The organism is Anaerobacillus sp. 63XJN7_5_ISO-PGPR-S23-430 (genome assembly GCF_056173695.1).
The window spans coordinates 1347436-1373991 of sequence record NZ_CM149686.1; the positions used below are offsets into that span (position 1 = coordinate 1347436).

Sequence of the window (26556 nt, forward strand, 5' to 3'; positions counted from 1 at the left end):
GGTGTATGGCAATCATTCATGTGGAAAATGCTTATTACACACGTGAGAAACAGATGATTTTATCCGATATTTCTTTTTCCGTAGAGAAAGGCCAGCATCAGGCCATTATCGGATTAAATGGATCAGGTAAAACGACACTACTTCAGTTAATTCACGGCTCTATCTGGCCACTGCTTCGCTATGATCCCGTCGTTGAAGTATTGGGGTATCGTCTTGGAAAAACTGATTTGAGTGAACTTAGAAAATCTATTGGCTGGGTGAGCAACGCTTTCACTGAGCGTATCTCTCCGATGCAGGAAGTGACAGATGTTGTGATTAGCGGGAAGTTTGCCTCAGCTGGACTTTATGAGCAGGTGACGGAACAGGAAGAATCGCAAGCGATGAAGATGATGCAGGAATGGGGGATTGCTCATTTACGCGGTAAACCTTTTCGAATTTGCTCTCAAGGTGAGAAGCAGAAAGTCCTGATAGCGAGAGCTTTGATGTCTTCGCCAAAGCTTCTTATTCTAGATGAACCGTGCAACGGACTTGATCTGTATTCACGCGAACAGTTATTAGCTCAGGTTGAACGCCTTGGAAAAGAGGAAGAGGGTCCAACCATATTGTATATCACTCATCATATTGAGGAGATTTGTCCCGTATTCACTCACGCTATGATTATGGAAAATGGTCGAATTGCAGTGAATGGCAAGAAGAAAGATGTGTTAACAGCTGAACATCTTAGTAAAAGTATGGGCGTCCCTTTAGAAGTGACGTGGAACAGAGAGCGACCTTGGGTTCAGGTGATTTCAAATGAGATGAAGCCAGCTTATCCATCTGCATAAGGACCGTGTATCTCAAAAATGGCCAAATTCGTTCATCGTCAAAAGGAGGTATGTATTGAAGGATTTTGCTTCGCTAACCCATAAAGAAATTGCGATTCGATATACGGTATTGACGCTGTTTCTATCGTCTACCATTTTTATAGTGGATTACGACCTTCCACTCTGGGCGTATGTCATATGCATGCTTCTATCGATATTTGGTATTGCGGTGAACTTGTTGAAATGGAAACGTGGGAAAAAAGTTAACGTCACATTTAAAGATCATGTCATTCGCTCCTGCGTTTTTTCTTTCATAGCTTTTCTCTTGTTGGTGCTGCCTTTTGACTACTCCAGTTGGTTGATGATTCTTATGATTCTATCTCTTGTCATGGCGAATACGATTGATTTCATGCGCATTCGGAATAGGATACAAGAGGGACAACGGCAGGGATAAAAGACCTGAATCATTTGGATTATTTTTCATGAAGATTGCTGGTGTTAGCAGCATTTAGTTAATTGAATGATGATAATTTTCTAATAATATATTGACTTTTATTCGATCTCGAGATAACATTTGAACCAATCATTGTCATATACAATTTGATAGCAACATTTCTTATCAAGAGAGGTGGAGGGACTGGCCCTATGAAGCTTCGGCAACCGATGAGATGATCCTTCATCTCATACTGTGCCAAATCCAGCAGGTTTATCCTGAAAGATAAGAAGACTGGCTTCGTACTTACAAACCTTTCTTCTTATGTTTTGAGAAGAGAGGTTTTTTGTGTTGAATGGGTTAGGGGGAATGCAGACGAATTTATTTGCTATTAATTCCGAGTAAACTACTTTCATTACATTGAATTAAATTTGAGTATTGTGAGGTGGATTGTATTGCAGTTACAGGTTGTGAATAGCCCTTTTGACAAAGAACAAACGGAGCTTTTAAATCGTCTCTTACCAACATTAAATGAGACGCAGAAAATATGGCTGAGCGGATACCTTTCCGTACCAGGTAGCTCTGAAGCTGCGGCAGCTACTGAGACGGTTGCTCAAGGTGTTTCTGCTTCAGAAGCATTCTCTAAACAAGAAGCAAAAACACGTGAGCTTACGATTCTCTATGGCTCACATACTGGCAATTGTCAGTCACTAGCGGAATCTTTCTTTGAGCGATTGGAAAACGAGAAATACAACGTTACCCTTTCATCGCTTGATGATTTTAAGCCAAAGTCGCTTAAAAAAGTAGAAGATTTATTATTGATTACAAGCACCCACGGAGATGGCGATCCTCCTGATAATGCGTTAAGCTTCCATGACTTTGTTCAAAGTAAGAGAGCCCCTGAATTAAATGGTCTCAGATTCTCAGTCTTATCACTTGGTGATAGCTCCTATGAATTTTTCTGCCAAACCGGGAAAGATTTTGACAAGCGCTTTGAAGAATTAGGTGCAACAAGGCTCTATCCTCGTGTAGATTGTGATCTTGATTTCGAAGAGCCGGCAGAAGAGTGGTTCGAAGGCGTGACGGGAGTATTGAAAGAAGATCAGTCTACGAGAGAATCGACTTCTGAAACAAAACCTGATGAGTCGAATCAGACGTATTCCAGAACGAATCCATTCAAAGCCGAAATTCTTGAGAATGTTAATTTGAATGGACGTGGATCGAATAAAGAAACACGGCACATTGAGCTTGATCTTGAAGGATCGAACCTTGATTATGAGCCGGGTGATAGCCTTGGTATTTACCCGGAGAATGATACTGCTCTTGTCCGTCAGCTAATCGATGAACTGAACTGGAAGCGAGAAGAACAGGTTATGGTGAACAAAAAGGGTGACGTTCAGCCACTTGAAGAAGCTTTAACGAAAACATATGAGATTACGAGTCTCACAAAGCCATTGCTCAAGAAGATTGCAGAGCTGACATCAAGTTTTGAGCTTAAGCGCATGGTTGAAGCGGAAGGCGAAGAACTAAGAACATACCTTTACGGTAGAGATTTAATTGATTTGGTGAAGGACTACGGACCGTGGACCGTCTCGGCACAGGAGTTTGTAAACGTTCTGCGCAAAATTCCGGTTCGTCTTTATTCGATCGCAAGCAGTTCAAAGGCAAATCCAGATGAAGTTCATCTCACAATTGGGGCACTAAGGTATGATGCACATGGTCGAGCTCGTACGGGCGTATGCTCTGGCCAATGCGCAGAGCGCTCACAAGAGGGGGATACACTCCCAGTATTTGTGCAGCGAAATCAAAACTTTAGACTTCCGGATCATCCTGACACCCCTATCATTATGATAGGCGCAGGTACTGGCGTAGCGCCGTACCGGGCATTCTTACAAGAGCGAGAAGAAAGTGGCGCAAGTGGAGAAACGTGGCTATTCTTTGGTGAACAGCATTTTGTCACAGACTTTCTTTATCAAGTCGAATGGCAGAAGTGGTTGAAAGATGGGGTGCTTTCTCGTATGGACGTGGCGTTTTCTCGTGATTCAGAAGAGAAAGTGTATGTTCAGCACCGCATGCTCGAGCGAAGTAAAGAACTATACGAGTGGCTGCAAGAGGGTGCGCACGTCTACGTATGTGGAGATGAAAAGTATATGGCAAAAGACGTTCACGTGGCACTCGTTAACATCTTAGAACAACAGGGGAATTTCAGTGAGTCAGAAGCAGAAGCTTATCTTGCAGATCTACGTAACGCGAAACGCTACCAGCGCGATGTGTACTAAGCGCATCAGGGAAGGAGATTGATCATGTCGAAAAAGACGGTAACAGAAGACGGCAAACCGAGTGAAATGGAGAAAATCAAAGACGAAAGTGATTACTTACGCGGATCGCTTGTGAAAAGCTTTGCGGATCCCATCACCGCTTCCATCCCAGACGCAGATACAAAACTATTAAAATTTCATGGGAGCTATATGCAAGATGATCGCGATATTCGTCAGGAGCGAAAACAGCAGAAGCTTGAACCAGCTTATCAGTTTATGGTTCGAGTGCGACTACCTGGTGGAGTAGCTAACCCAGAGCAATGGCTAGTAATGGATGATCTTGCGAATCAATACGGAAATGGGACGTTAAAGCTAACGACGCGCCAAACGTTCCAGATGCATGGGATCTTAAAGTGGAATATGAAAAAAAGCATTCAGGCAATGGACCAGGTTCTGATGGATTCTCTTGCGGCATGCGGTGACGTGAATCGGAATGTGATGTGTAATGCCAATCCCTATCAATCGGATATTCATGCCGAGGTGCATGGATGGGCACGGAAGTTAAGCGATGATCTCTTACCGAGAACGAGAGCGTACCATGAAATCTGGTTAGATGAAGAAAAAGTGCTTGATCGAAAAGAAGAGGAAATTGAGCCGATGTATGGCCCACATTACTTGCCAAGAAAGTTTAAGATTGGGGTCGCTGTCCCTCCATCAAACGATGTGGATATTTTCTCACAAGATCTTGGCTTTATTGCGATTCTTGAAGATGGCAAGCTACAAGGATTTAATGTCGCGGTAGGCGGCGGCATGGGTATGACGCATGGAGACACAAGTACGTATCCTCAGCTATCCCGAATGATTGGATTTTGTACACCCGAAAAGATTGTTGATGTTGCTGAGAAAATCATTACAATTCAGCGGGATTATGGCAATCGGTCAGAGCGGAAGAACGCTCGTTTCAAATATACGATCGATCGAAGAGGACTCGACTGGGTTCGGAACGAATTGAATAATAGACTGGGCTATGAACTAGAAGAAGCTCGTTCTTATCACTTCGATCATAATGGTGATCGCTATGGATGGGTGAAGGGTGACGGCAAATGGCATTTAACGCTCTTTATCCAAAATGGTCGTATTGTGGATTTAGAAGATTATCAGATTATGACAGGGCTTCGTGAAATTGCAAAGGTTCACGAAGGAGATTTCAGACTAACGCCGAACCAGAATCTCATTATAGCGAATGTATCAGAAGAAAAGAAAGCAGAGATTGATGAGCTTGTGGCAACATACGGTCTTACAGATGGGAAACAAAATTCAGCACTGCGCCGTAATTCGATGGCTTGCGTGGCGTTCCCAACATGCGGTCTAGCGATGGCAGAAGCAGAGCGATATTTACCTTCTCTCATTGATAAGATTGAAGAGATCGTGGATGAAGCGGGACTGAGAGAAGAAGAAATCGTGATCCGCATGTCAGGTTGTCCAAATAGCTGCTCACGTCCGACGCTTGGGGAGATTGCCTTTATTGGGAAAGCACCTGGTAAGTACAATATGTACATGGGAGCAGGGTTCGTTGGGGATCGTCTCAGCAAGCTTTATAAAGAAAACATTGGCGAAGAAGAAATCCTTGCGTCATTAAAACCGATTCTATTTAACTATGCGAAAGAAAAAGAGGTAGATGAGCATTTCGGTGATTATGTGATTCGAGCAGGATATGTTGAAGAAGTGCGATCAGGACTTGATTTTCATAGCTAGTTATATCGAAATGAAGCCCGAAGTTCATCAGCGTGTGAACTTTGGGTTTCAACACGTCTTTTACTAAATTGTCGGAGGTGCTTCAATGCCATATAGTATGGTTTGTCATTTATCATGTCCAAAGTGCAACGAGACATATGATTCAGATACGATTCAACAGCTTTGTGTTTGTGGTTCACCACTTCTTGTCGAATATGATCTTGATGAGGTGAAAAAGCGTCTTACAAAGGAAATGATTGCCGGACGAGAACAGTCGCTCTGGCGCTATCATGAATTACTTCCGGTTAAAGAAGAAAAGAATAAAGTTAGTTTTGAAGAAGGGATGACCCCTTTCCTGCCACTACCATCCCTTGGTCAGAAAATGAATCTCTCAAACTTATACATAAAAGACGAGGGAATGGTGCCGACGGGTTCATTTAAAGCTCGGGGAGCGGCAGTCGGCATTTCGAAGGCAAAGGAGCTTGGCGTTCAGAACCTTGCGATGCCGACAAATGGAAATGCTGGAGCTGCCTGGTCACTTTATGCAGCAAAGGCTGGGTTGGACGCTCATATCGTTATGCCTGTTGACGCACCTGAGATTACGAGAAAAGAAGTGAGTATTTCTGGTGCTCATCTTTATCTAGTCAACGGGTTAATAAGTGACGCTGGTAAAATAGTTGGTGATCTCGTGAAAGAGCAAGGATTTTATGATGCATCTACCCTAAAAGAGCCCTATCGCATTGAAGGTAAAAAAACGATGGGGTATGAAATAGCGGAACAGCTGAATTGGGAGCTTCCTGATGTAATTCTTTATCCAACAGGCGGTGGCGTTGGTCTTATTGGGATCTATAAAGCGTTTCTTGAGCTTCAGAAGCTTGGTTGGATTAAGGATCAAAAGCTTCCAAGATTAGTTGCTGTGCAATCGGAGGGGTGTGCCCCTATTGTGAAGGCATTCGAAGAAGGAAAAACTGAGTCTGAGTTCTGGGAAAATTCAACGACGCATGCGTTTGGTATCAATGTACCTAAAGCGATCGGAGACTTTCTTGTATTGGATGCGATCTATCAAACAGACGGGTGTGCCGTTGCTGTTTCTGAAGAAGATATTCGAATCTCCCAGCGAGAAGTTGCTGCGTTAGAAGGGCAATTTATTTGTCCCGAAGGAGCGAGTACATTCGCTGCTGCGGAAAGATTAAGGGAACGAAATTGGATCAAAGAAGATGAACAGGTTATTTGTTTAAATACGGGCCTTGGTATTAAATATCCAGATGCTTTTGAAGTAAATGTGAAAACAATGGAGACGAATGAAAGAATCAACGTCTAATATCTTAGCCATACCAAAGGTAATGCACCACTCTGAGATTTTCTTAGAGGGGTGCATTTCTATTTAAGCTAAATATTGTTTTGAAGTGAAAAATTCTTCTTCCATTAACACGTAAGGGTGAGTTTCCATCAAAATGTTAATGAGGTAATCAGGCATTCTTTCTCCATCGTATGCACAAATAAGAGGGAAGGAAAGATCGTTAACTGCTTCGTCTACAATTTTTTCGAAGTCTTCTATAAGGTGAAGAGGGTCTTCCATCGAGGCCCATTCCACATGTGCCCATGAGCGGAAGGAGAGATTAGATTCCACATAAGGTTGAACGGTCTTTTTGAAATATTCATGAATAGCAGGAGGATGATAACTGCCGCTAGAAAAGTAAAAGTCGAAGCTGTTCACTCTGTGGACAAACTTCATTTCGTTAGCCGTTAACCTTGAGGTTAATTCTTTCTCAATCATCGGATACAGGCGATCATTTTCGATTAAGATGACGTAATCTCCGTTCGCGACTCCTTTTTCAGTATAACTAACGACTTGTTCGAGGTAATTCTTCATCCCATGGTAGGCATAAAGCACATGAACACTTTTTTGCTCCTCGAACAGCTGATTCATCTTGCTAGTCAAGTGATCACCCCTTCGTTTTCTTCTACCTTTATTTTACTACAATTCTTCGAAGAGATACATGGCGGTATGAGTAGGCATGAGGTTTTTATTTCGGTAAAGGTGAGAAAGATGGTGCGATATGAAAAAAAGCCAGATTCTGTGTGAGAACAGAATTTGGCTTTTATCCTTTACGTTTAATCAATTGGATCGACGGATTTTCCGTATCGAAGAACATCGAATACGGCCATCCCATCACTAGGTCTGCCATTGTCATTACGGAAGGGCATAAGTGAGAAGAAAATAAAGTAGATAGAGAAATATGTGAACTGATAGAAAAACAGCGTTACAGGTATTGTGTTTGAGGTAATCAAGTAGTTAATGATTAAAATCACAATGAGATTAAATAGACTGCCACCTAAATAGATCGCAACGTGTGCCCACGTTTTGTTGTAGGTTAATTCTTCGTATTGGCACCAGCCTTCCATGAAATACTTTCTTCTAATTTCCAGCGGTCCTATATGAAAGAGCGTGCGTCCTGTACCGATGCAAAATTTCACTTTGCCTCCAAATAGCCGCGCTATGAGCACGTGACCCGCTTCATGGACAAGAGTGACAATTGGTAGAATAATGAAGAAATTCACAAAGAACATGGGAATATCATTTAAAGTAAACATGGTTATACCTCCGAGATGTAAGTATCAACTAAAGTTTGGTATGACTATAAAAAGGAACGTTCCCGATTTACTCGTTTCCTAACTGATTTTCGATAAGAAACATGAAACGGTAATAAAAGAAATGCTTTTGATACATCTTTACTTGTAAGGGCATAGCAGTAATAAGCTTTCGAAATTTGCGATTGTTGAACTAAGGAAAATAAAAAGGAATTAACGAAAGGGCGGAGTAAATAGTAAGTGAAAGGTGAAGAAATAAAGGGGGTATTTTGATGTATGAACTGAAAACGAAAGAAACGGATAACAGTGTGATTGAATTCATCGAAAGCGTTGATCATCCAAAGAAGCGGGAGGATGGCTATCGTTTGTTAGATCTTTTTACTGAAACGACAGGGTATGAAGCGAAAATGTGGGGACCAAGTATTATTGGGTTCGGAAGTTATCATTATAAATACGCTACGGGACATGAGGGGGATGCACCGCTCGTTGGATTTTCTCCTAGGAAGGCTAAGATTAGTTTGTATCTCGCTCAAGGAGAACCAGAGCGCGAGGATGCTTTAGCTCGATTAGGAAAACATACAACAGGGAAGGCCTGTGTTTATGTAAATAAGCTTGCGGACATTGATCTTGAAGTACTTAAAGAGCTAATATGTCAATCAGTCGAATATTTGAAAAAGCTGTACCCAGAAAAATAAGGTAGATATTGCATAGTAAGGCGGAAACATAATAATTTATATTGCTAGAGAGAATGGTACGATGAGCCAATTGGTGAAATATCAACATAAGGGTCAGGCGCAGATGTGCCTGACCCTTATGTTGGTTTCAAAACCTTTAGATTATTGTGCTTGCACGGTTTCAAGCGCTACTGCTTTAATGTCACCTTCTTTTGATTCTGAGACGAAAGAAAGTCTGTTTTCACCAGTATGATACACGTGCAAATATTCGTTATCCAGTTCATTAAAGACGACCTCATCAGGTTCTCCAAATTGACAAACGACATCTGTGTAAGGGATAGCGGGTCCTTCTGATAACGCGTTATAACGTAAATGACTTACCGTTTCGTTTGCAGTTAAGTAAGCGTACTTTTCATCATAGAATCCAGGTGTTCCTTCATAGAACGTTTCATCATAAGTCATCTCTGGCTTTATTTTCTTTAAGGCTTCTTCAGACATTCCAATAAAAATGGAGGCATCCTTCAGGTGACCTTGCTCTGCAAAATTCAGTAATTCTGAATGGAACGGAGCTTTTTCACAGGAAGTAGGGGTATTCTCGGCTGATGTTAATGGTTTTTCATCTGTCATCGTATAATCACCATTAAACCCAACAGCTGCGTCATGATAACTAAGACAGGCTTCTTCAATAAATGTAATGACGTCATTCGTTCGAATAAACGTACCGGAACAAGACGGATCTTCCGTATCCTCAAACGTTGCTTCATCACCGTTTATTGTAGCTGTACCATTCAATTTCCCAACATCCGATCCACTACTTACGTCGATCGTAAACTGAAAGGATTCCTTCGTCACGTTTGATATGCTTAAATTCCCCTGATCGAACGCAGGATCAATATAAAGTGCTTCTTTCCATTCAGAAGAACTTTCTTCGTTCGCTGCTTCATCTTTCGGATTGGATTCCAGTTCAATTCGAGTGTATACGCCTGTAAAAGAAGCGCTATTCTCATTCATTGATTCACACGCTTCACTCGTATCGATGGCTAATCGGTCCTCCTTCCAACCAAACGAGGCTTTGCAAGCATCGTTATCAGGGTGTGTGAAATGAGCCATTTCTCCGTCGACTTCAGCAGTTCCTGAAAGCTCTCCAACATTTTGACCATCATAGGATTGAAGCATAAACGTAAATGAAGTAGAAGCTGAATCTGTTATATCGAGACCCCCATGGATTTCTCCATCTTTCTCCCACTTGTACGTGCCATCTTGAAAAAGAATGTCTTTTTGTACGGTTTCCTCTGCAGACTTGTCCACCGTTTCTTTCTCCGCTTCTACCTTTTCCGATGAGTCAGAAGTAGTTAAGAAGTTACATGACGTGACGATGAGTAATAAGATAAACACCAATACGTGACGAAGCGTTTTCATAAGATTCCTCCCTACTGAAGTAAGTTGATGCCATCATTATACATAACGTTCCGTAAAAGAATGGGATAATGGTGTCGAGCCGGGAAAAAATTCCTTGTCTAGTTTAAGCGAATTCTTTTGTAATTTAGTTGACCATTTCCGGGGAAATGAATGGAAGAAGTCGAATGAAAGAATGGTTTCTTTTATACTACAAGAAAAAGTGTTGGAACGATTGAGATCAGGGGTTCTCGACAAATATCTTTTATTTAGTTAGAAATGTATGAAAAATATCATATATATTGAAAATGACTGCAAAGCTTATGTACTCAAAAATTGTTGAAGTGATGGTCTATTTGATAGACTAGACAAATATTTAGCGGGAAAAGCTCATGAAGACTGCATAGACGTTGTTTAGGAATGATCGTTTTGAAATACTGAAGAAAACGCAAAAATTATGGTAAGCTGTTGATAGATTTTGATTATGAGTGAAAGGTAGTTGAGTGATTCTGGATTTTATCTCAAACAACGTCGTGTTACTTGGTGTAGCATGTCTTATCATTGCTCTGTTGCTAGCAAAATTTACAAAGAAGAAATGAGGTCCCGCCTCTATATCCCTATTCGTTCACGGTTCTCTTATGAAAATCATTCGTAATCCTAAGAAATTCGAGAAGTTTGATGATTCAGAAGAAGTTGGAGGGGTAGAAGAACAAAAGCCAAAAGATAAAGCTGTATAAAAGTAAAGAACAGACAAATCGTCTGTTCTTTTTTACTTGAATGGACTACCGCGTGAATGAATCGTGCTAAACTAGTAGAATATGAAGAGAGGAGTGAAGGCAAGTGGGGAAATGTACAATCGATCACTCGTACGGAGACGTTATGACAAAGCTTGAGACCCAGTCACCTTATATGCCAGATGAACTTGTGCAGGATACATATCGCTTCTTACAACAAACAATTACACAAGAAACATTGAACGAACTGTTTCACCTGTTGAAGAAATATGATCTCGCTTCGGAGGAAGTGCGCCAAGAACGGAATGCCGGGCTTCAAAAACTGATGAGGTAAACAGTTCAAACTTATATTCGATTTTTCTACAAGAACTTCATTCATTCCGCGCTATTTCAAATAACTTTTTTTAACGAAGTTGATACAGCGGCTCTCGAATTTGATAAATGATAAGCTAATCAATAGTAACTTATTTACTAGTACAGAAAGAAGTGAAATGCAATGACGACTAAATTATTCTATCAAGACCCATACATAACAACCTTTACCGCTGAAAAGTGGGAACAGTTCACAGATGATGCGAATCGCTCTTACGTTGTTCTAGATCAAACGGCTTTTTATCCAACTGGTGGGGGACAGCCGTATGATAGTGGAACGCTTAATGGTGTACAGGTTCTTGATGTAGAAGAAGTAGAAGGAGAAGTTCGTCACTATGTTGATGGCAAGCTTCCTGAGGCAGAACATGTTCACGGAGATATTAACTGGCCTCGCAGGTTTGATCACATGCAGCAGCATGCAGGACAGCACATCCTTTCGGCAGCTTTCGAAGATCAACTTGGATATAGTACGGTAAGCTTTCATCTAGGTCAGGAAGTTTGTACGATCGACCTTAACGTTGCCACTCTTGATGATGATGAAGTTAGAACAGCTGAAAAATTTGCGAATAACGTTGTTCAGCAGAACTTGCCGATTGAAACGAAGTGGGTAAGCGAAGAAGAGCTGTCGAATTATACCCTTCGTAAGCAGCTAGCCGTCTCGGAGGACATCCGTCTTGTGATGATTCCAGACGTTGACTATAGCGGATGCGGAGGGACACATCCTTCGTCCACAGGCCAGGTACAGGCGATATCTATTTTGAAAATAGAAAAGCAAAAAAAACAAACGCGTGTCCATTTTGTTTGTGGCGAGCGAGTAACTGATGAACTTCGTGAGAAACAGGGTATTATGCTTGGACTCACGAACGCTCTTAGCGTTCCTCAATCAGATTTAGTAGAAGCGGCTGAACGAGTACTCCTTCAGTCGAAAGAATATGAAAAAACGATTGAAGAGCTAAATGAAAAACTACTTTCTTATGAAGCAAAGGAATTACTTCATGGTGCTGATACCATTCATGACCAAAAAGTCGTGCAGATGATTTCCAAACAGCATGGAATGAAAGAACTGCAAAAGCTAGCGAAGATGGTGCTGAAAGAAGATCCACATGTGATCGTCTTTTTCATAAGTGAGGCAGAAGATAAGCTGCAAATTGTTTGTGGAAGAGGAGAAGCTTTATCTTATGATATGAACCTATCTTTAAAAGAAGTTCTTCCATTCATTAATGGAAAAGGTGGAGGAAAGAAAGACTTTGCGCAAGGCGGGGGAGAACCGGTTCGTTCTGCAGAAGAGGTTTTGATTGAACTTGTGAAAGTAACGCTACATTAAAAAACGAGCGCCCCTAAGCATTACTGGGGCGTTTTTTCTATTTTGGTAAAAATATGAATATAACTCTTGTCATACAAGATAGCTTAACATATACTACATATATACCTTGCTTTACAAGATAGCTGGATGATTTCTATAACTCTTGTATAACAAGGGTTATAGATTGGAAAGATTGGTGAAGCACATGCAAACAACTCAAATGTTAAAAGGAATCATTGATGGCTGTATTTTATCCATTATTAGTGAAGGTGAAGTATACGGATATGAGCTTGCCTCAAAGCTTGATCATTATGGCTTTGAAGCATTTAGTGAAGGGACGATCTACCCTATCCTTATCCGTTTACAGAAAGATCAGCTCATACAGTCAACGTTAAAGAAATCAACAGCAGGACCGAAACGAAAGTACTACGCGTTAACGAAAAAGGGAGAAGAAGAATTGAAAAGTTTTCAGAAACGGTGGATTCATTTAAGTACAACGGTCAATCAGATTTTAAACAAGGAGAGTGAATGAGGAGATGACGAAAGAAAGCGAGAAATTTATTCAAGATATGCGTGTTTATCTGATTACGAAAGGAGTAGATGAAGGGGAAACCGATCGCTTCTTAATGGAAGCAGAAGATCACTTGATGGAGGGGGAACGCGACGGAAAGACAGCGAAAGATATCTTTGGAAAGGATCCAAAAGCTTACGCAAAAGAACTGATTGATTCGATGGATCAGTCGCCACAGGATAATCGGAAATTAATTGCGCGTTTGATTGCAGGGGTTTTTGGTATCTTTTTAGTATCACAGTTTATAGATGGGAATACATCATTTTCACTAATTGAAATCATCGGTTATCCTATTTCAACGATTGTATGGTTGGTTGCTCTTATAGGGGCCCTTCGGATGAGTTCTTTCCATACAGGTGTAAAGAGCTTTCTGATTGTTTATGGCATCGTTATGGTCCCGATGATTTTCACCGTAGGGGTTACGGTTCTTCACGTAGAATTTGGGAGAGACGTATTGTTTCTCAGTCAACCAGTTGCTTTAACTGTAGGCGGTATCATTATAATTGGTCTAATTGCAAATTTTAATTCTCTTATTGGTTTGTTATCGAGTCTCGTATTAATGCTGATTCTTTTTGGAGCTCAACTGTTGTTTAGTGTGCTTCATTTGGAAGGTTTTGCATGGGAGATGGGGGCTTATGTAATTAGCGTGGTTGGGCTTATCGTGATGATGAGTTTTCGGAAGCAATTGCCTAAGACGATCATAAAGGGATAGAGAGTTTAAAAAGAAAAGATACATGACGCTTCATAAAATGACCTATCATTAGGAAATGACTGGTCATTTTATTTTAGTAGGAAGCTTTTCTATACTGTTTTCGGTTGATCTACTTGTCGATGATCGGGAGTGCTGGATACGTTCAGCTTTTTAACATTAAAGCTATGAAGAACGATGCCGACAATAATGAGGGCAATGCCAACCCATGCGATGTAGGTAGGAAGTGGGCTCGATAGAAGCAGTCCCTCTCCTGCAATCACAAACAATACCTGAGTTGACTGAGTCGCTTCAACAGAGGCAAGCTTTCCCTGGTGAAGTCTCACGCGGTCTGTTGCGATAAAAAATAGTGTTGTGGCAATAACGCCTGAACAGATGGCAACGATCAGCGATTGAGTGAGCTGTTCTCCTGAAGGAAGGCCAACCTTATTCCAGGCAATAAAACTTAAGATAATCCAGAACGGAGTGCTCCCAAGCGTCATGCCTAACACTCGTTGAAAGGTATCGAGTCGTCCATCACAAAGCTCCATCATCTTTCGGTTTCCGAGTGGATAAGCAATTGCCGCAAAAAGGACAGGAAGAACGCCAACCATCACTTCGTTTACAGTCATTTCATTTGCTTTTTGCCACTGAATTAACATGACACCAGCAAGAATCACGATGGAAATAAGGAGGGCTTTTGTTTGAATGCGGTCCCGTTTTTTTATCGGTCCATTAGACGTTTGAACGGTTGAGTAAAAAAGAGGAGCTACGAGAATTCCCCCTACGATCGTCATTTGCCATGTACCTGCCACTAGCCACCCTGCGCCATAAGCGGCAGCATAGGTTAAAGGGGCATAAAATAAAACGAATCCAACAAAACTCCAGAGTAACCACTGAAAAGGGTTCCTTCGCATTTCAATAAAAACTTGTTTCATATTCCGCCTAACGAGTACAATTAATAGAAGAAAAGGAATCATGAAAAGGAAGCGGAGGGAGGAGCTCCACATCCAGCTTCCTCCGGCTAACTCCATTGAACGATTCAAAATAAATGTAACTGCAAAAAACATTGAGGCGAGAATACCGATCGCAATTTCCCTCATATTACTTAAACACGCCCTTTGTTAAGTATAGTATATTATGTTATGTGTGTATTATAATATACTATAGGGTGTGGTGGAAATATACAAGAGAAAGATAATGGAGAGGATTTATTAGTGGATGAAAAAAAGATAACAGCTGCAGAAAAGCTTGCTCAGCAGGTTGGTATGACGTTAAGAGGCATTCGGAAAAAACGTGAGATAAGCTTGCAGGAATTAGCAACATTAACAGATGTGAGTAAGCTTACGTTAGGTAAAATTGAGAGAGGAGAGGCGAATCCTTCTTTAACGGTGATATGGAAAATAGCGAATGGTCTTTCCATCCCGATCTCAAGTCTACTAGCAGAAAAGGAAGAAGTCGTCATTTCAAGGAAAAATGAGGGCAATAAAGTATTGAGTTCAAATGAAGCTTTAACGTTAGAACCCATGTTTACAGATAGTGGCTACGGCTCTCTAGAAACGCACCGTGCCTTTTTAGAACCTATGGGAGAGTATTACGCAGATGCTCATCAAGAGGGGGTCATTGAGTATGTAACAGTGATGGAAGGAAAGGCAACTGTACAAGTTCAGGAACAAATGTATGAATTAAATACGTATGATTCGATTAAGTTTAGAGCGGATCAGAAGCATGGTTACTTAAATCTTCACAGCGAAGGTGCTGTCTTGCATTTCGTTATGATCTATACAAACGCATAACATAGAAAAAAGCCACAGCAGTGGCTTTTTTCTTGCGCTTATTTATTATAAACAGCTAATCGGTCGATAAGCTGTGAACTTTCCTGGTTAACACCAGTCACTTTCACATCGATCTCGTTTTGTCTAAATTTCATGATGGCTTTATCAACGGCGCCAACACCTGAGTCATCCCAAACGTGAGCATCTGATAAATCAATCTCGACCGTTTTAATACCTTCTTCTTTATAATTAAAGCTATTCACAAAGTCAGTAACAGAAGCAAAGAACAGCTGACCATGAATGTGGTAAATCTTTTTCTCCGCGTATTCGTCGATCTTTTCTTCAACGCGTACCTTTGAAATCTTAGAAGCGAAGAATAAAGCACTTAGAATAACACCGGCAAGAACACCTTTTGATAAATCATGCGTTGTAACAACAGTAATGACGGTAACGACCATCACGGCGGCGTCAGATCGCGGCATTTTATGAAGGTTTTTGATGGATGACCAATCGAATGTTCCAATTGATACCATAATCATAACGCCAACTAGAGCTGCCATAGGTATTTTAACGAGTAAATCGTTTAATACTAAGATCAGAATCATTAAGAAAACACCGGCAACGAAAGTGGATAAGCGTCCACGTCCACCTGATTTCACGTTAATAACCGATTGACCAATCATCGCACAACCAGCCATTCCTCCGAAAAATCCGGCTACAACGTTTGCCATCCCCTGACCTTTTGCTTCTTTATTCTTATTGCTATCTGTATCTGTTAAATCATCAACGATTTGTGCTGTTAAGAATGTCTCAAGTAAACCAACAACAGCTAGAGCCATTGAATATGGGAAAATAATCGCTAATGTTTCAAAGTTCAATGGAATACTTGGAATTAGAAATAATGGTAATGCTTGCGTTAATTCACCCATATCCCCAACCGTTCGAACGCCACTACTAGTTGTAATCGCAACAATTGTAATCACAACGATCGCAATTAGTGGTGATGGAACAGCTTTCGTGAAACGTGGGACGATATAAATAATTGCGAGAGCACCTGCTACCATCAAGTACATTGGCCATGATTCACCAACGAAATGCGGCAGTTGAGACGTGAAAATAAGAATCGCAAGTGAGTTCACAAACCCAATCATAACGGAGCGTGGCACAAACTTCATAAAGCGAGCAAGCTTAAACACGCCAAGGAAGAATTGGATCACGCCTGTTAAAATTGTTGCTGCAAGTAAATATTGTAGTCCGTGATCGGCGACTAGCGTCACCATGAGTAGTGCCATCGCTCCTGTTGCTGCAGAAATCATTCCTGGTCTACCGCCAACGAAAGAAATCACTACTGCGATACAAAAGCTCGCGTACAGTCCAACCATCGGATCTACGCCTGCGATAATGGAAAAGGCAATCGCTTCCGGTATTAAGGCAAGTGCGACAACGATTCCGGCGAGGGTATCGTTTTTCACATTACCAAACCATTCTTGTTTAATAGAAGATAAGTTCAATGTTGCACCTCTTTCTAAATCTAGTATTGTGATGACTCCTAACTCTCATAGAAGTCGGGTCCGTTTACAACAAGATGAAGTTTAGCACAGAATCTATGAAAATGGAAATAAGGATGTAAGCGAAAATCATACGGTAAAAACTTTAATTTACTCTTATTTACTCTCGAATACGCATTCGTTTAATTTTGATAATTTAATAGTAGCACACTAAAAACAGATGATTCATTCATCTTTTAATCTAATTTAACCTAATTTGATATAACCTGTTATAATGAGTTATCGTATTAATAGAGTTTGGGTCCATAAGTGGAAGAACTTTGTTAGAATAGGGTGATAGATTGATAAGGAGCGATAACATGAGTCAGGATAATGAGCATCATGATATTATGACGATCTCTCAAGTGGCGAAATATTTTCAAATTAGTGAGATGACCACATATAAATTAGTTCAGGATGGCAAAATCCCGGCGTTTAAGATTGGCAGTCACTGGCGTATTCAAAAATCTGATCTTACCGAATTAATTAAAAAGCTTAAGAATGGTGAGCGGATATAACGGAGACGTTGCTCAAAAAGAAGACCCGCTGATCCAATGTGGATGAGCGGGTTCTGTATGCTTGTATTACGTTGAAGCTTTTCCTCGGAGGTCATTTTCAATATCTTCAAGGCTTCTTCCTTTTGTTTCTGGTACATATTTCATGACAAAGAAGAAGGCAAAGACACCGATAATGGCAAAGATTACGAATACCCATGCTGTTCCGAGCGCTGAGAGTAGAACAGGAAAGAATAAGGAAACAACTAAATTCGATGCTGATAGAAGAAGTGTTGTAAATCCAGTCGCTGCACCACGGGCTTTATTTGGGAAAAGTTCCGGTAGCATAACCCAAACAACTGGGCCCCAAGTGGCGGAGAAAAAGATGATAAAGAGCCCAAGAAAGACGACGGTTAGCCAGGCAATTGTCGTTGTAAGTTCTGCTGTAAAGAGAATCGTTGCAAGAATAATTAAGCTTAACGACATCCCGATATTTCCTAGTAGCAACAGTTTTTTTCGACCTAGCTTATCAATCGTAGCGATCGCTACAAGCGTCATCAACACATTCATGATTCCTATTCCAAGCGTTCCGAGAATAGAAGCTGAATCTCCAAGACCTGCTTTTGTGAAAATGGTTGGTGCGTAGTAGATCACCGCATTAATACCAATAAGCTGCTGGAAGATGGCGATACCGCTTCCGACAAGAAGCATTGGACGTATCCATTTGGATTTAAGTACTTCCCACGTGCTTTCCTCAGTTTCCTCAATTTTTTTCATTTGCTTCATTTCTTCATCTATTTCACTTTGTTCTCGCGTTAATGCCATCACTTTTCTGGCCTCTTCTTCACGGTTGCGCTTAATGAGCCAGCGCGGACTTTCGGGCATAAAGAGAACACCGATCATTAATACGAGCGCTGGAACGGAAGCAAGACCAAGCATCCAACGCCATCCCTCAATTGGTGCAAATGCATAGTTAATGAGGTAAGCGAGCACAATTCCAATCGTGATCATTAACTGATTAAGCGATGCTAGTGCGCCCCTTGACCTTGTTGGAGCCATTTCTGATAAGTAGACTGGTACAATCGCTGTCGAACCACCAACAGCAAGTCCAAGTATGATGCGGCCTATAATGAGAACGGCTGCGTTAGGAGAAAGAGCTAAGACGAGTGAACCAATCAGGTAAATGAGTGCGATTGCAAAAACGACGCGCCTTCGTCCAAATCTATCAGATACATACCCACTCATTCCGGCACCTACAATAGCCCCGCCTAATAATGAACTAACGACAACCCCTTGTAGAAAATCGGATAGGGGAATATCTTGTTCAATAAATAATAAGGCACCGGAAATAACTCCTGTGTCATATCCGTACAGTAAGCCTCCGAGAGCCCCGAAGAAGAAAATCCATCCCTTGCTAATGTTTCTGTTCATCACAGTAACCACCTTTGCATAACATTATTCCTAAAAAATAGTTTCCACTCTTTTTTTGAAAGCAAACATTATCATTTAATAGAGTGTGCTGCTTATTTATGGAGTTCACTTTTCTTGACATGTGACACTGTGTCACATATAGTAGGTTTGGCGATATGACACGGTGTCATAATTTTAGTGGTAGGTGATTCAATGTGCCAAAAGCAACCTTTTTTAATTTGAAAGAAGAGAAAAAGCAAATACTAATTGATGCAGCAAAAAAAGAGTTTTCTAGAGTATCGCTCTATGATGCATCGATTTCAAATATCTTGAAAACCGCAGGTATACCAAGAGGGAGCTTTTATCAATATTTTGAGGATAAAGAAGATGCTTTCTTTTATTTATTAAATGAACATGCAAGAGAACGTCATGAACATTTAATTGCCAATCTAAAGAAGTTTGAAGGAGATCTCTTCAAAGCAATTAGTGAGATCTTTAGATCTACATTGGAGCATTCAGAGGATACTGGTCAGAGGGACTTTATTCGAAATGTACTGCTTAATATGAACTATAAGATTGAGAATACGTTCTCGCAGTATTTAACCGAGGATGTAACAAACCATCGCTATGATGACATTTATGACCTCGTTGATCATGAGAACTTAAATGTTTCAAGTAGGAAAGAGGTGTTTCATATTATGCAGATTTTAACAGCCGTTACGTTTCATAATTTGATTCACAGTATCTCTAATAACTTATCCATTCCAGATGCGATGGCAAAATACCAGACTGAGCTTAGACTTCTTCAATCCGGTCTACTTCGAACACCTTCCTGAAGGACATCGGGAAAATAGAGAATCATTGAGAAAGAAGGGAGAACATGAACGAAACTAAACAATCATCAGAAGGAATCGGTTCTTTTAATAAAGTACCGCTCTTAATCGTGCTATTGTCAGGGGCATTTGCAGCGATTCTAAATCAAACGCTGCTTGCGACGGCATTGCCACATATCATGGTCGATCTAGACTTGGAGGCAAGTACAGCCCAGTGGTTAACCTCTATTTTCATGCTAGTTAATGGCGTGATGATTCCAATTACAGCTTTTCTAATAGGTAAATTCACAACAAGAACACTATTCTTAACCGCGATGGGGCTATTTGCGGTTGGTACAGCTATTTGCGCCGTTGCCCCGAACTTTCCGCTCTTGATGGTAGGGCGTATCATCCAGGCATCTGGAGCCGGGATTATCATTCCGCTTATGCAAACGATCCTCTTTTTAATTTTCCCTGTTGAAAAAAGGGGTACAGCGATGGGGATGTTTGGGCTTGTGATTTCCTTTGCACCAGCGATTGGGCCGACTTTATCAGGATGGCTTGTGGAGCAATACCCGTGGAGAAGTTTGTTTTATGTGATCCTGCCGATCGTGATTATTGACTTCTTTATTGCGTATTTGATTTTGAAAAACGTAACAGAGCAAACGAATCCGAAGCTAGATATTCTATCGATCGTTCTTTCATCGTTAGGTTTCGGTGGATTATTGTATGGATTCAGTAGTGCTGGGACAAATGGTTGGGGAAGTGAACAGGTGCTTATCGCCATGCTCATCGGTAGTGTGACATTGTGCTGGTTCATCTTACGTCAGTTAAAACTCAAGCAGCCTGTGCTTCAATTTAGAGTGTTTCAATATAAGCTATTCACATTAACAACTGTGCTTGGGATGGTTGTCTTTATTGCCATGATCGGCGCTGCGACTGTTCTGCCGCTTCTTATGCAGAATATGCTTGGATTCACCGCATTTGAATCAGGATTAATGCTATTGCCAGGGGCTCTGATTATGGGCTTTATGAACCCGATTACTGGTAGGATATTCGATAAATTTGGAGCAAAGTGGCTTGCGATCATTGGTTTGATTATCGTAACGGTGACGACATTTATGTTCACAAATTTAACAGCAGAAACGACGTTCGCTTATTTAGCTATTGTGAATGCGATCAGAATGTTTGGGGTAGCGATGGTGATGATGCCAGTTACAACGGCAGGATTAAATCAGCTTCCTGCTCACCTCATTCCACACGGCACAGCAATGAACAATACAATGCGTCAAGTTTCAGGGGCAGTTGGAACCGCGCTACTCGTAACTGTGATGTCTCAGGCAGCTCAGCCATCACGTGGAGTTGAGGGTCTTGTACATGGCGTTAACGTTTCCTTTATCGTAGCAGGTATTTCAGCTATTATTGGACTTGTTTTAGCTTTGTTTATTCGAAAACCGAAAGCTACTAATGAAGATTCTGTTCAGAAAAGCAAAGTGGCTACTGAAAATTAAAGCAAATAGCTAGCGAATTAAATTATGCAAACATTATTCTAAGAAATGAGAATGGCCCTCTAGAAGAAACTCTTCCTAATATAAATAGGAAGAGTTTCTTTTGTGAGAGAAACCGTCTGGCTGTTCCGAAAGATGTAACCTTTTTCCCGCTCATTCGTAAAGAGTAAGACAATCCCTTGATAAGGAGAGATATTTGTGAGTAAACCAAAAAGTGAAAGCAGGATGGGTTTAGGCGTTGGTCTTGGAATAGCAATTGGAGCAGGAGTAGGTGTCGCCTTGGATAATATTCCACTTGGACTTGGTGTTGGAATCGCCCTTGGGGTTGGGTTTGGTTCTACTAAAGGAAAAAAGAATGATTAAGAAAAGAGCTCAACTTCTTAAGAGGTTGAGCTCACCTGTTTGGTGATTTCTACTTGTGTTGATCAGCATACACTTTCATGGCATCTCGCATAAAAAGCGCGAGACCTTCTCCATATTGATCAATATTTTTCGTGAAGCGCTCATCGTCTACATACATTTGACCAAGTCCTTCAAACGCTTCAAGCGTATAACGGTATCCGAAATTTCCATTGAGAAATTCATACCAATCGTGAATCGCTTTCTGCGCTTCATCTGCTTCCGGTGAACCCTTTCTAAGATCAGCCAGTCTTTTATAAATGGAATCAAATGAGTGACCGAGCGCATTTTTTTCGTCCTTTGATAAGCTGTTGATCTTTTGTTTAGAACGATTGATGGCTTCATCTCCATAACGCTCGCGTGCCTCTTGTTCATATGGGTTCTGGCTAAAATCGAATCCAGCAAATCTCTCTTGATCTGTCATTGATCTTTCTCCTTTCACATTTTGGATCGTTTTATCAATCATGGTGATCATCTTATCCAGACGTTGTTTTTTTTCATGCAGAATTTCTTTTTGATAGTTGAGCGCTTCCATTCGATCAAAATCAGGTTCCTCTAGAATGGTTTTAATTTTCTTCAGCGAGAAATCAAGTGCTCTAAAAAAGAGAATTTGCTGAAGCTTCTCAAGATCGTCCTTCGAATAAAGACGGTAACCAGCTTCTGTAGTAGCTGGTGTTAAAAGTCCGATTTCATCGTAGTAATGAAGGGTTCGAACGCTGACTCCAGTTAATTCCGCTACTTCTTTTACTCGTTTCATCTGCTAAATGTCCCCCTTTCAAATTTAACTTTAGTGGATAACGCAACGTAAGGGTCAAGAGGTAAGAAGAATTCATTTATGATCTTTTCAATTTCAGTGTTTTCCTTCTATTCTGAGCGTTCTTTTTAATTTCATCAAATTCCTAACTAAAAATGTTATTATTTAGGGGAGATAGCAAGCTTTACTGTAGGGAAAGAAAATAATTGTTAGTGCTGTTCACCTTCTCATCCATTTTGCGATAGGACAACCACAAGGAGGGGCTTATGCAGGAGAAGTCGATGGTTTTAAGTGATGGAAGAAAACTTGGCTATTGGAAGTATGGCGATCCTACTGGTATACCGATTATGCTTTTTCATGGAACACCAGGGTCACGCATCTGGTTTTTAGAAGATGATGAACTGGCCAAAGCGATGGGGATTTACTTAATTTCAACAGATCGACCGGGTTATGGGCTCTCCACTTTTCAAAAAAATAGAACGATCCTTGATTGGGCTGTGGATGTAGAGGAGCTCGCTACGCATATTGGTTTAAGGCATTTCTCTGTCTTGGGTGTTTCTGGAGGAGGTCCATTCGCTGCGGCATGCGCTTATGCATTGCCTGAACGAATCCAAAATACAGCTCTTGTTTCTTCAGCTACGCCATTTAAAAAAGGTAGAGCCCCAAAGGAAATGGCGAAAGAAAATCGGATTGCCTTTTTTTTATCAAAGTATTTTCCTTGGCTCATTAAGAAAGCGAATTTAGCTCAAAAGAAAATGCTTGAAAGTCATCCACATAAGTATCGAAATGCTATGTTAGCTGGGAATCATCGTCATCTTTCTGAGTGGGACCGTGCCTTTTTGAGAGAAGAGGCTCTTGTGGAAACAGGACTATATCACGCGAAGGAAGCTTATAGACAGGGTGTAGAAGGAGTCATCTATGAAACGAATCTCTTATCGAAAGATTGGGGATTTGAGATTAGCGAGATTAAAGGGCCGTTAAGATTTTGGCACGGAGAGAAAGATACGTTATCACCTGTAAATGAAGTTCGTAAACTAGCGAAACGAGGACCTTTAATAGAGATGACCCTCATTCCGAACGGAGGTCATTTTCTCACAGAGAATGAAGATTTATGGGCGGATATGTTATTTTATTTAAAAAATTGGACTGTGAACACAACGGTTTTATCGTGAATAACCATTCTTAGAGGAGATAGGAGCGAGTTATGAGGTCAGAAAAAGAAAAAATGATCAGGGGAGAATATTATCGACCAGAGGATGAGCAATTGCAGAAAGATCGTCTTCATGCACGCAAAATAACTAGGTTATTCAATCAAACAATAGAGACAGATATAGAAGATAGAACGCGGTTATTGAAGGGGTTCTTTGGTTCTACGAAAGAAAATCTCTATATTGAACCGACTTTTAAGTGTGATTATGGTTACAACATTCACGTAGGAGAGAACTTTTTTGCGAATTTCGACTGCGTGTTTCTCGATATTTGTGAAATACGCTTTGGTGACAATTGCATGCTAGCACCAGGTGTCCATATATATGCAGCAACACATCCGCTTGATCCGACGGAACGCAATTCGGGTCAAGAATATGGAAAGCCGGTTTTCATTGGAGACAACGTATGGATTGGTGGAGGCGCCATCATTAATCCGGGCGTTACAATCGGAAACAATGCTGTTATTGCTTCAGGTGCTGTAGTTGTGAAAGATGTGCCGGAGAATGTCGTGGTTGGTGGGAATCCAGCGAGGGTAATCAAAGAAATCGAATAGGTAAGAGTATCAGTAAAGCGCTTTATTTTGCATGTGAGAGTTGTAAGACAATCACCAATACTACATGCATTGAATACCTTTTAACGACTTGTTTTACGACAGTTGTAGAGATATTCACTTTTGGCTTATATCATTCGAATTACTTTTATAGGAAAGAAGAAGAGAGATTTTCTTTCATTGATTGACGATCTTTATCCACCAATAATAGATTATCTCTCTACAATGCATCTATAAAATACCCTCTATTTACTGTTATACTTGAAAATATAACCATGAATCACCGACTAAGGCAGGAAGGGGTGAAGGAAGTATGGCTGTTCGAGAGCAACTACTAGACTATCTCGATCATAATCTTGAAAGCTATCTTATCAAATGGAAAGAAAAAATACGGATTTCTAAGACAGACATACACCGAGATAAAGTGGAAGCCAATGGTATTCTCATGTATCGTCTTGTTCAACAAAATATAAAAGAGCCAATTGCTCATGAGAAGATTGTGACACTTGCGCACAAAGTAGCGGTTGAGCGAGCGGAAGCGAATGTAAACATAGGAGATTTTATTTATAACGTGAATGCTGGAAGAAGCGTTCTCATGAAGCATATAACGTATTCTAAAGTGAATGTGAATGATCTTCAGAACACTCTTGACTCCATAAATGATTTATTTGATCTGTTTTCTTATCATGCCGTAACCGAATATACAAAGCTGAAGGAAAATGAATTGCAGGAAAAGATTTCTTTTATAGATGAAACCCATCAGGAGAAGCTTTCCATCCTGGGCCAGATGTCTTCTAGTTTCGTTCATGAGTTCAGGAATCCCCTTACAGCCATTATAGGATTTGTGAAGCTTCTACAAAGAGAGTATCCCGATATGAAATATGTTGAAGTGATCGATCATGAGCTGCAACAGCTAAACTTTCGCATTGCTCAATTTTTGCATGTCTCCAAAAAGGAGATTGATAGCGGACAGGAAGAGTGGCTGGAGGTTAAGGGTCTGTTTGACTCGATTATTGCCTTCATTTATCCGAGTATTATTGATATTGATGTGCGAATTGTTAATGAATTTCCAGCGAATCTTTCTGTATATGGACAGCAAGATAAACTACGACAAGTATTCTTGAATATTCTTATGAACTCGTTAGATGCTCTTAAAGCTGAAGGTTCTCCTCGCCTAATACGGATCACGGGAGAACAAGCAGAAGGAATGTTAACCATTCGCATCACAAATAATGGACCAAAAATTTCAGACAAAACCCTGGATCGCATTTTTGAACCCTTTTATACGACAAAAGAACTTGGCACGGGCATCGGATTGTATGTGTGTCAAAAGATCATTCAGAATCACCACGGGGAAATAAACTGTCATTCTAGTGAAGAAGAAACGACATTCGCGATTCGCTTACCGTTTGTTGAGAAAAAGGATGCGATAAAGTAACCCCTTAAAAATTGCTTTCTGATCAAGAAGCCTACTATAATGTGGGCAAGCAACATCTTGATGTAAGGAGTGAGAAGAATGATTACTAAAAACGCGGGAACGCTGAGTAAAGCCTATTTTAAATCTTATATGGAGCTCGTGATGAGTGCGAGAGAATGTTCATTGGAAGAAGCGAAAGGTTATGCGTTTGAGCAGCTTTTTCAAAATAATGAACAGGCAAATGGGCCTGAAACATACGAGAAGTTTAAAATGGCTTATGCAGAGCTGTTGGATAAAGTGTCTGCTGAGGAAACTGATACATTAAAATGAAAATGGATTGGGATTAAATAGAGGCTTAGTGAAGTCTCTTTTTTATTCCCTTTATTAATGATAGGGGGCATAGAATTGTTTGGATGGGAATACGTTCCTGATTGGTTCCCCTGGTTTGCGGGCGTTGTGGTCTTGCTGTTTGTTTTATTAAGTGAATGGTGGATTAGAAGATAATATAAGAAAGGACAGGGGAGATTGAACTGCCCCTGTCCTTTCGGTGTTGTTTCATTAGTTTCCAGCGCTTGTCGGACCTACCGGGCGCTTGCGCTTTTCTGATCTAGCTCCAGCGCCCAGGTCCTCGAGTCGCTTCGCCTTTTACTCTGAACACAAAGGGCGTGTTCAAATTAAAAGGCTCCAGCGCTTGTCGGACCTACCGGGCGCTTGCGCTTTTCTGATCTAGCTCCAGCGCCCAGGTCCTCGAGTCGCTTCGCCTTTTACTCTGAACACAAAGGGCGTGTTCAAATTAAAAGGCTCCAGCGCTTGTCGGACCTAACCGGGCGCTGGAGCTTTTCTTTTATTAAAGCATTTTATATTCTTCGTGTCTTACGACGATTCGTTTTGATTCGTCTTCTGAGTATTCTTCCCATTCGGCTACAATCGTATTGTTTAGTAAGCTAACGACTTTAGCTTTTCGGTTATCGATTTCGACTAGACTTCCGATTTCAGGGAGAATGATTTCCTGTTCTTCCTCCATGTAAATCCCTCTTTTCCATTTAAACTGATTTATATAATAACATAATTCATATAGGATGCCTAACGATCTGAAAAAATCAATTGTATTTTTGTTGAAAAAC

The 26556-nt window shown here is 40.8% G+C and carries 27 protein-coding genes and 1 riboswitch; of the genes, 19 read left to right on the top strand and 8 right to left on the bottom strand.

Annotated elements, in window-relative coordinates; all coding sequences use genetic code 11:
- The first annotated feature begins 5 nt into the window (after positions 1–5).
- The 5 genes from AC0VYJ_RS07370 (at position 6) to AC0VYJ_RS07390 (ending at position 6549) form a co-directional block, all read left to right on the top strand.
- Complete coding sequence (locus AC0VYJ_RS07370; RefSeq protein ID WP_475367030.1) at positions 6–824, top strand: ABC transporter ATP-binding protein; 819 nt, start codon at positions 6–8, stop codon at positions 822–824.
- Positions 825–879: 55 nt separating this feature from the next.
- Positions 880–1257, top strand: coding sequence for a hypothetical protein (locus AC0VYJ_RS07375; RefSeq protein ID WP_475367031.1), 378 nt, complete (start codon positions 880–882; stop codon positions 1255–1257).
- A 159-nt stretch (positions 1258–1416) separates the two neighbouring features.
- Positions 1417–1528, top strand: a riboswitch (SAM riboswitch).
- Positions 1529–1691: 163 nt separating this feature from the next.
- The gene (locus tag AC0VYJ_RS07380; protein WP_475367032.1) at positions 1692–3515 is read left to right on the top strand and encodes an assimilatory sulfite reductase (NADPH) flavoprotein subunit; all 1824 of its coding nucleotides are present in this window, start codon (positions 1692–1694) and stop codon (positions 3513–3515) included.
- 24 nt (positions 3516–3539) lie between these two features.
- Complete coding sequence (gene cysI, locus AC0VYJ_RS07385; RefSeq protein ID WP_475367033.1) at positions 3540–5249, top strand: assimilatory sulfite reductase (NADPH) hemoprotein subunit; 1710 nt, start codon at positions 3540–3542, stop codon at positions 5247–5249.
- An 85-nt stretch (positions 5250–5334) separates the two neighbouring features.
- The gene (locus AC0VYJ_RS07390) at positions 5335–6549 is read left to right on the top strand and encodes a threonine synthase (protein WP_475367034.1); all 1215 of its coding nucleotides are present in this window, start codon (positions 5335–5337) and stop codon (positions 6547–6549) included.
- Positions 6550–6612: 63 nt separating this feature from the next.
- Here AC0VYJ_RS07390 and AC0VYJ_RS07395 read toward each other — a convergent pair whose 3' ends face one another.
- Complete coding sequence (locus AC0VYJ_RS07395; protein WP_404682635.1) at positions 6613–7170, bottom strand: MEDS domain-containing protein; 558 nt, start codon at positions 7168–7170, stop codon at positions 6613–6615.
- Between the two features lie 173 nt (positions 7171–7343).
- Complete coding sequence (locus AC0VYJ_RS07400) at positions 7344–7823, bottom strand: site-2 protease family protein (protein WP_283152497.1); 480 nt, start codon at positions 7821–7823, stop codon at positions 7344–7346.
- A gap of 269 nt (positions 7824–8092) precedes the next feature.
- Between AC0VYJ_RS07400 and AC0VYJ_RS07405 the strand changes: the two genes are divergently transcribed.
- A complete protein-coding gene (locus AC0VYJ_RS07405; protein ID WP_475367035.1) occupies positions 8093–8515 on the top strand; it encodes a DUF1801 domain-containing protein in 423 nt (140 codons plus the stop codon).
- A gap of 141 nt (positions 8516–8656) precedes the next feature.
- On the opposite strand, the gene AC0VYJ_RS07410 is transcribed toward AC0VYJ_RS07405, so the two are convergent.
- Positions 8657–9913: a hypothetical protein gene (locus tag AC0VYJ_RS07410; protein WP_430241347.1), complete on the bottom strand. Its 1257-nt coding sequence runs from the start codon at positions 9911–9913 to the stop codon at positions 8657–8659.
- An 816-nt stretch (positions 9914–10729) separates the two neighbouring features.
- On the opposite strand from AC0VYJ_RS07410, the gene AC0VYJ_RS07415 reads away from it, so the two are divergent.
- The 4 genes from AC0VYJ_RS07415 (at position 10730) to AC0VYJ_RS07430 (ending at position 13581) form a co-directional block, all read left to right on the top strand.
- Positions 10730–10957: a hypothetical protein gene (locus tag AC0VYJ_RS07415; protein ID WP_430241361.1), complete on the top strand. Its 228-nt coding sequence runs from the start codon at positions 10730–10732 to the stop codon at positions 10955–10957.
- Positions 10958–11119: 162 nt separating this feature from the next.
- Positions 11120–12319 (top strand): alanyl-tRNA editing protein, encoded by a 1200-nt coding sequence (locus AC0VYJ_RS07420; RefSeq protein WP_475367036.1) that lies wholly within the window; start codon positions 11120–11122, stop codon positions 12317–12319.
- 184 nt (positions 12320–12503) lie between these two features.
- Positions 12504–12830: a PadR family transcriptional regulator gene (locus AC0VYJ_RS07425; RefSeq protein WP_430241381.1), complete on the top strand. Its 327-nt coding sequence runs from the start codon at positions 12504–12506 to the stop codon at positions 12828–12830.
- Between the two features lie 4 nt (positions 12831–12834).
- On the top strand, positions 12835–13581 hold the full coding sequence (locus tag AC0VYJ_RS07430; RefSeq protein WP_475367037.1) for an HAAS domain-containing protein: 747 nt from the start codon (positions 12835–12837) through the stop codon (positions 13579–13581).
- Between the two features lie 89 nt (positions 13582–13670).
- On the opposite strand, the gene AC0VYJ_RS07435 is transcribed toward AC0VYJ_RS07430, so the two are convergent.
- Positions 13671–14660, bottom strand: a complete 990-nt coding sequence (locus AC0VYJ_RS07435) for a DMT family transporter (protein WP_475367038.1) — start codon at positions 14658–14660, stop codon at positions 13671–13673.
- 165 nt (positions 14661–14825) lie between these two features.
- Here AC0VYJ_RS07435 and AC0VYJ_RS07440 point away from each other — a divergent pair, with 165 nt between their 5' ends.
- Positions 14826–15353: a helix-turn-helix domain-containing protein gene (locus AC0VYJ_RS07440; RefSeq protein ID WP_475367473.1), complete on the top strand. Its 528-nt coding sequence runs from the start codon at positions 14826–14828 to the stop codon at positions 15351–15353.
- Between the two features lie 38 nt (positions 15354–15391).
- Here the strand turns inward: AC0VYJ_RS07440 and AC0VYJ_RS07445 are convergent, their stop codons facing one another.
- On the bottom strand, positions 15392–16843 hold the full coding sequence (locus AC0VYJ_RS07445; RefSeq protein WP_475367039.1) for a SulP family inorganic anion transporter: 1452 nt from the start codon (positions 16841–16843) through the stop codon (positions 15392–15394).
- Positions 16844–17199: 356 nt separating this feature from the next.
- Between AC0VYJ_RS07445 and AC0VYJ_RS07450 the strand changes: the two genes are divergently transcribed.
- Complete coding sequence (locus AC0VYJ_RS07450; RefSeq protein WP_098442909.1) at positions 17200–17397, top strand: helix-turn-helix domain-containing protein; 198 nt, start codon at positions 17200–17202, stop codon at positions 17395–17397.
- A gap of 66 nt (positions 17398–17463) precedes the next feature.
- Here AC0VYJ_RS07450 and AC0VYJ_RS07455 read toward each other — a convergent pair whose 3' ends face one another.
- Positions 17464–18804, bottom strand: a complete 1341-nt coding sequence (locus tag AC0VYJ_RS07455) for a sugar porter family MFS transporter (RefSeq protein ID WP_475367040.1) — start codon at positions 18802–18804, stop codon at positions 17464–17466.
- Between the two features lie 194 nt (positions 18805–18998).
- Here AC0VYJ_RS07455 and AC0VYJ_RS07460 point away from each other — a divergent pair, with 194 nt between their 5' ends.
- From AC0VYJ_RS07460 to AC0VYJ_RS07470, 3 genes are all read left to right on the top strand, one after another.
- A complete protein-coding gene (locus AC0VYJ_RS07460) occupies positions 18999–19619 on the top strand; it encodes a TetR/AcrR family transcriptional regulator (RefSeq protein ID WP_194220975.1) in 621 nt (206 codons plus the stop codon).
- Positions 19620–19663: 44 nt separating this feature from the next.
- Positions 19664–21106 (top strand): DHA2 family efflux MFS transporter permease subunit, encoded by a 1443-nt coding sequence (locus AC0VYJ_RS07465; protein ID WP_475367041.1) that lies wholly within the window; start codon positions 19664–19666, stop codon positions 21104–21106.
- Between the two features lie 195 nt (positions 21107–21301).
- On the top strand, positions 21302–21466 hold the full coding sequence (locus AC0VYJ_RS07470) for a glycine zipper domain-containing protein (RefSeq protein ID WP_430241371.1): 165 nt from the start codon (positions 21302–21304) through the stop codon (positions 21464–21466).
- A 49-nt stretch (positions 21467–21515) separates the two neighbouring features.
- On the opposite strand, the gene AC0VYJ_RS07475 is transcribed toward AC0VYJ_RS07470, so the two are convergent.
- Positions 21516–22259 (bottom strand): MerR family transcriptional regulator, encoded by a 744-nt coding sequence (locus AC0VYJ_RS07475; RefSeq protein WP_475367042.1) that lies wholly within the window; start codon positions 22257–22259, stop codon positions 21516–21518.
- A 263-nt stretch (positions 22260–22522) separates the two neighbouring features.
- Between AC0VYJ_RS07475 and AC0VYJ_RS07480 the strand changes: the two genes are divergently transcribed.
- The 4 genes from AC0VYJ_RS07480 to AC0VYJ_RS07495 all read left to right on the top strand — a co-directional run bounded on the left by AC0VYJ_RS07480 (position 22523) and on the right by AC0VYJ_RS07495 (position 25762).
- A complete protein-coding gene (locus AC0VYJ_RS07480) occupies positions 22523–23428 on the top strand; it encodes an alpha/beta fold hydrolase (RefSeq protein WP_475367043.1) in 906 nt (301 codons plus the stop codon).
- 32 nt (positions 23429–23460) lie between these two features.
- Positions 23461–24018 carry a maltose acetyltransferase domain-containing protein gene (locus AC0VYJ_RS07485; RefSeq protein ID WP_475367044.1) on the top strand — a complete coding sequence of 186 codons (558 nt, stop codon included), beginning with the start codon at positions 23461–23463 and terminating at the stop codon, positions 24016–24018.
- 310 nt (positions 24019–24328) lie between these two features.
- Positions 24329–25453 carry a histidine kinase N-terminal domain-containing protein gene (locus AC0VYJ_RS07490; protein WP_475367045.1) on the top strand — a complete coding sequence of 375 codons (1125 nt, stop codon included), beginning with the start codon at positions 24329–24331 and terminating at the stop codon, positions 25451–25453.
- Between the two features lie 78 nt (positions 25454–25531).
- Positions 25532–25762 carry a hypothetical protein gene (locus AC0VYJ_RS07495; RefSeq protein WP_475367046.1) on the top strand — a complete coding sequence of 77 codons (231 nt, stop codon included), beginning with the start codon at positions 25532–25534 and terminating at the stop codon, positions 25760–25762.
- Positions 25763–26279: 517 nt separating this feature from the next.
- On the opposite strand, the gene AC0VYJ_RS07500 is transcribed toward AC0VYJ_RS07495, so the two are convergent.
- Entirely contained in the window at positions 26280–26456 is a 177-nt protein-coding gene (locus tag AC0VYJ_RS07500; RefSeq protein ID WP_194220982.1) for a hypothetical protein, read from the bottom strand.
- Positions 26457–26556: the final 100 nt, after the last annotated feature.

What these genes read in the sequence shown, in the direction of transcription:
- AC0VYJ_RS07400 (WP_283152497.1), bottom strand. Translation starts at nt 7,823, where the DNA reads ATGTTTACTTTAAATGATATTCCCATGTTCTTTGTGAATTTCTTCATT.
- AC0VYJ_RS07440 (WP_475367473.1), top strand. Translation starts at nt 14,826, where the DNA reads ATGACGTTAAGAGGCATTCGGAAAAAACGTGAGATAAGCTTGCAGGAA.
- AC0VYJ_RS07480 (WP_475367043.1), top strand. Translation starts at nt 22,523, where the DNA reads ATGCAGGAGAAGTCGATGGTTTTAAGTGATGGAAGAAAACTTGGCTAT.
- AC0VYJ_RS07465 (WP_475367041.1), top strand. Translation starts at nt 19,664, where the DNA reads ATGAACGAAACTAAACAATCATCAGAAGGAATCGGTTCTTTTAATAAA.
- AC0VYJ_RS07405 (WP_475367035.1), top strand. Translation starts at nt 8,093, where the DNA reads ATGTATGAACTGAAAACGAAAGAAACGGATAACAGTGTGATTGAATTC.
- AC0VYJ_RS07450 (WP_098442909.1), top strand. Translation starts at nt 17,200, where the DNA reads ATGAGTCAGGATAATGAGCATCATGATATTATGACGATCTCTCAAGTG.
- AC0VYJ_RS07455 (WP_475367040.1), bottom strand. Translation starts at nt 18,804, where the DNA reads ATGAACAGAAACATTAGCAAGGGATGGATTTTCTTCTTCGGGGCTCTC.
- AC0VYJ_RS07435 (WP_475367038.1), bottom strand. Translation starts at nt 14,660, where the DNA reads ATGAGGGAAATTGCGATCGGTATTCTCGCCTCAATGTTTTTTGCAGTT.
- AC0VYJ_RS07500 (WP_194220982.1), bottom strand. Translation starts at nt 26,456, where the DNA reads ATGGAGGAAGAACAGGAAATCATTCTCCCTGAAATCGGAAGTCTAGTC.
- cysI (WP_475367033.1), top strand. Translation starts at nt 3,540, where the DNA reads ATGTCGAAAAAGACGGTAACAGAAGACGGCAAACCGAGTGAAATGGAG.
- AC0VYJ_RS07390 (WP_475367034.1), top strand. Translation starts at nt 5,335, where the DNA reads ATGCCATATAGTATGGTTTGTCATTTATCATGTCCAAAGTGCAACGAG.
- AC0VYJ_RS07475 (WP_475367042.1), bottom strand. Translation starts at nt 22,259, where the DNA reads ATGAAACGAGTAAAAGAAGTAGCGGAATTAACTGGAGTCAGCGTTCGA.
- AC0VYJ_RS07495 (WP_475367046.1), top strand. Translation starts at nt 25,532, where the DNA reads ATGATTACTAAAAACGCGGGAACGCTGAGTAAAGCCTATTTTAAATCT.
- AC0VYJ_RS07490 (WP_475367045.1), top strand. Translation starts at nt 24,329, where the DNA reads ATGGCTGTTCGAGAGCAACTACTAGACTATCTCGATCATAATCTTGAA.
- AC0VYJ_RS07370 (WP_475367030.1), top strand. Translation starts at nt 6, where the DNA reads ATGGCAATCATTCATGTGGAAAATGCTTATTACACACGTGAGAAACAG.
- AC0VYJ_RS07485 (WP_475367044.1), top strand. Translation starts at nt 23,461, where the DNA reads ATGAGGTCAGAAAAAGAAAAAATGATCAGGGGAGAATATTATCGACCA.
- AC0VYJ_RS07425 (WP_430241381.1), top strand. Translation starts at nt 12,504, where the DNA reads ATGCAAACAACTCAAATGTTAAAAGGAATCATTGATGGCTGTATTTTA.
- AC0VYJ_RS07430 (WP_475367037.1), top strand. Translation starts at nt 12,835, where the DNA reads ATGACGAAAGAAAGCGAGAAATTTATTCAAGATATGCGTGTTTATCTG.
- AC0VYJ_RS07410 (WP_430241347.1), bottom strand. Translation starts at nt 9,913, where the DNA reads ATGAAAACGCTTCGTCACGTATTGGTGTTTATCTTATTACTCATCGTC.
- AC0VYJ_RS07420 (WP_475367036.1), top strand. Translation starts at nt 11,120, where the DNA reads ATGACGACTAAATTATTCTATCAAGACCCATACATAACAACCTTTACC.